This is a genomic window from Streptomyces sp. NPDC002265 (genome assembly GCF_040296125.1).
In the GTDB taxonomy this organism is placed as follows: Bacteria; Actinomycetota; Actinomycetes; order Streptomycetales; family Streptomycetaceae; genus Streptomyces.
Genome location: NZ_JBEOWS010000614.1, coordinates 1 through 2601, shown reverse-complemented (window position 1 = coordinate 2601; position 2601 = coordinate 1). Strand labels below are relative to the sequence as shown.

Annotated in this window: 2 protein-coding genes; one reads left to right on the top strand and one right to left on the bottom strand. The window is 69.9% G+C overall.

The window, feature by feature from the left end; all coding sequences use genetic code 11:
* The first annotated feature begins 457 nt into the window (after positions 1-457).
* A complete protein-coding gene (locus ABT085_RS45560) occupies positions 458-1432 on the top strand; it encodes a Glu/Leu/Phe/Val dehydrogenase family protein (RefSeq protein WP_351622924.1) in 975 nt (324 codons plus the stop codon).
* Between the two features lie 368 nt (positions 1433-1800).
* Here ABT085_RS45560 and ABT085_RS45555 read toward each other — a convergent pair whose 3' ends face one another.
* Positions 1801-1953, bottom strand: a complete 153-nt coding sequence (locus tag ABT085_RS45555) for a hypothetical protein (RefSeq protein WP_351622922.1) — start codon at positions 1951-1953, stop codon at positions 1801-1803.
* Positions 1954-2601: the final 648 nt, after the last annotated feature.

Genomic DNA, 2601 nt, shown 5'->3' with positions numbered 1-2601 from the left:
GGAGCGCCGGTAAGACGGGCACACGTGCCCGCACAGCGCGTTGAAGCAGGAAGCCCCCGGAAGGGTCAGACGACCCAGGCCGGAATCCCTGGACTCTAGGCCAGGGAGCACGTCAAGGGCCGGCCACGTCAACAGCACGGCCCCTCGGGCTCCTTGGCGTCATCTTCGCCGGATGCCACCCCGAGAACCCGTCCTTGGAGCTGCCGACGAGGTCGTGGAGTGCAACCCCTGCGGGCGCGGATCGTGTGGTCCGCACAAGTTCTGACGCAGCGTTGTGCGCTCCCGACGATGCAGCGCATGGGTGGCGGCCCGGATGCTGCGGCCAATCCCCCGGGAAGAGTGAAGGGGCCACCGTGATCCGAAAGGCACCCCGATGCAGGATGTCGCAGCAAAGCAGGTCTCGCTCGAGCACGAGCGGTTGGTCATCCGCCGTGGAGCCCGATCCGGCGTGACGCTCATGGTCGCAGTGCACTCGACGGCGCTCGGCCCCGCAGTGGGTGGATGCCGGATGCGGGCCTACCGCTGCTGGCAGGACGGCCTGGCGGACGCTATGCGGCTGTCGGAGGCGATGAGCCACAAATGCGCCGCCGCCGGCCTTGCCTACGGCGGCGGCAAGACCGTGATCGTGCTGGACGAGGACGCCGATCCCGCACGCATCGACCGTCGTTCGGTATTCCTCGACGTCGGTGACCTGGTCGCGGAGTTCGGCGGCCGCTACAGCACGGGACCCGACGTCGGCACCTGCGCCGAGGACATGATCGTGGTGCGGGAACGCACCCCGCACGTCTTCTGCCTCCCCGCATCCCACGGCGGCTCCGGATCCCCTGCCGCACCGACCGCGATCGGGGTGCTGGCCGCGTTGCGCGCGGTGTCGCTGCACCGCTTCGGCACTCCGTCGCTTGCGGGGCGCCGCGTTGTCGTCAGCGGGCTCGGCGCGGTGGGCGAGCGACTGGCGCGCAGCCTCGCCGAGCAGGGCGCCGAGCTGACGCTGTCCGATGTGGATGATCGAAAAAGGGTGCTGGTCAAGGAACTCGGCGCGGCATGGGTCGACCCCGCAGAGGCGATCACCACCGACAGCGAGATCCTCGTCCCGGCCGCGGTCGGCCAAATCCTCGACCACGATGTGGCCTTCCGGCTGCGCTGCGCGGCGATCGTCGGACCGGCGAACAACCAGCTCGTCACCGACGACGTCGTCGATGTGCTTCGGCAGCGGGACATCCTCTGGGCGCCCGATTTCGTGGCCAACGCCGGCGGCGTGATCTACGCGCTGGCCCGTGAGGTCGAGGGCATCGGGCACGGCGAGGCGATCGACCGGGTGCACGGGATCGGCACCACGCTCACCGAGATCCTGACCGACGCCGATCGTGCCGGCCGCACGACGCTCGCGACCGCGACCGACCTCGCGGCCACCCGGCTGAGGACAGGACGGTGAACCACCGGCAAAACGGTCCCGTCACCGACAGTGACCTACCCGGAGCGCACCACGGACACGGCCGCTCGGTTGCTCCGGGAGGCCGGAGCCGAGCGATCTGGGCCCAGAGCTCTGGGCGGGCGTGAACGCAGGCGACTGCAACGGGAACCGCAACTGGATCGACCTCTGCCGCAACCACCCGGCCCGCGCACTGACTTCGGCATTTCGGGGTGGTCGATCTGCTCGCGCTGCTGACTGATGGTCACCTGCGCGTAATGCCGTTGGTTGGCGCTTGCTGTGCGCTGTGCGGACGGGGCAGACGACGGCGAAGGGCCGCAGCGCGGTGCGAGGGGCGCGCAGGCGGCGTCACCGTGTTGAGTTCTTGGTGCTCATGCTGCTTGGCGTAGTTCTGCCGGGGCCGAGCGAGCGAATCGGTCGGTGGTTTGCGGCACCCGGAGCGCGCCCGTGATCGAGGCCACGACGCCGACCGGCATGAAGCCGAAGGTGACCGTGCAGGAGAAACGGTCGACGAGGAAGCCCATGACCAGCGGGGTGATGGCTCCCGCGAGTTAGCCGCCAAGGTTGAGCAGGCCCATGCCGGTGCCGACGATGCGGGTGGGAAGCACCCGCAGCGGCAGCCCCATGACAGCCATGGTCGGAAGCGCCAGTGCCTGGGCGCAGGACAGCAGCCGAGCTCATGCTCGCGCGACCGGCGCCGCTCCCGGCTCAGGATCCATCGCCCCCAGAGCGCTCCGGCTGTACCTGCCCGACCGCGCCGGTCGTGTTCGGTTGTGACGTCTCGGGATGAGGTCTGTGCCGATGGCGGTGGCGGTGATCAACGCCAGGGTCTCCAGCGTGTACATGCCCTCGTTTCGGCGTACTCGCTTCGGCTCCCGGGCGTGCGTCGGCTCCCCACCGGCTTCCCTCGCGCCTTCGGCACCGACGTACACCGCAGGGTCCCGCGGATGCATACAGCCGAAGCCCCTCACCGATGGACGGCGAGGGCGCTTTGCGGGGGCTGCGTGTCCGCTCCCGAGCGGAAAAGTCGGCTCAGTACCAGTGGTTGGCCTGCCAGAACGACCACGCCTGGCAGGGGCTGCTGCTGCCGGTGGCCGCGCTGGTGCTCGCCAAGGTCGACGACCGCTCCGGCGTACCGCTGCGGCACGACCTGCGGGACGCGCTGCTGGGCG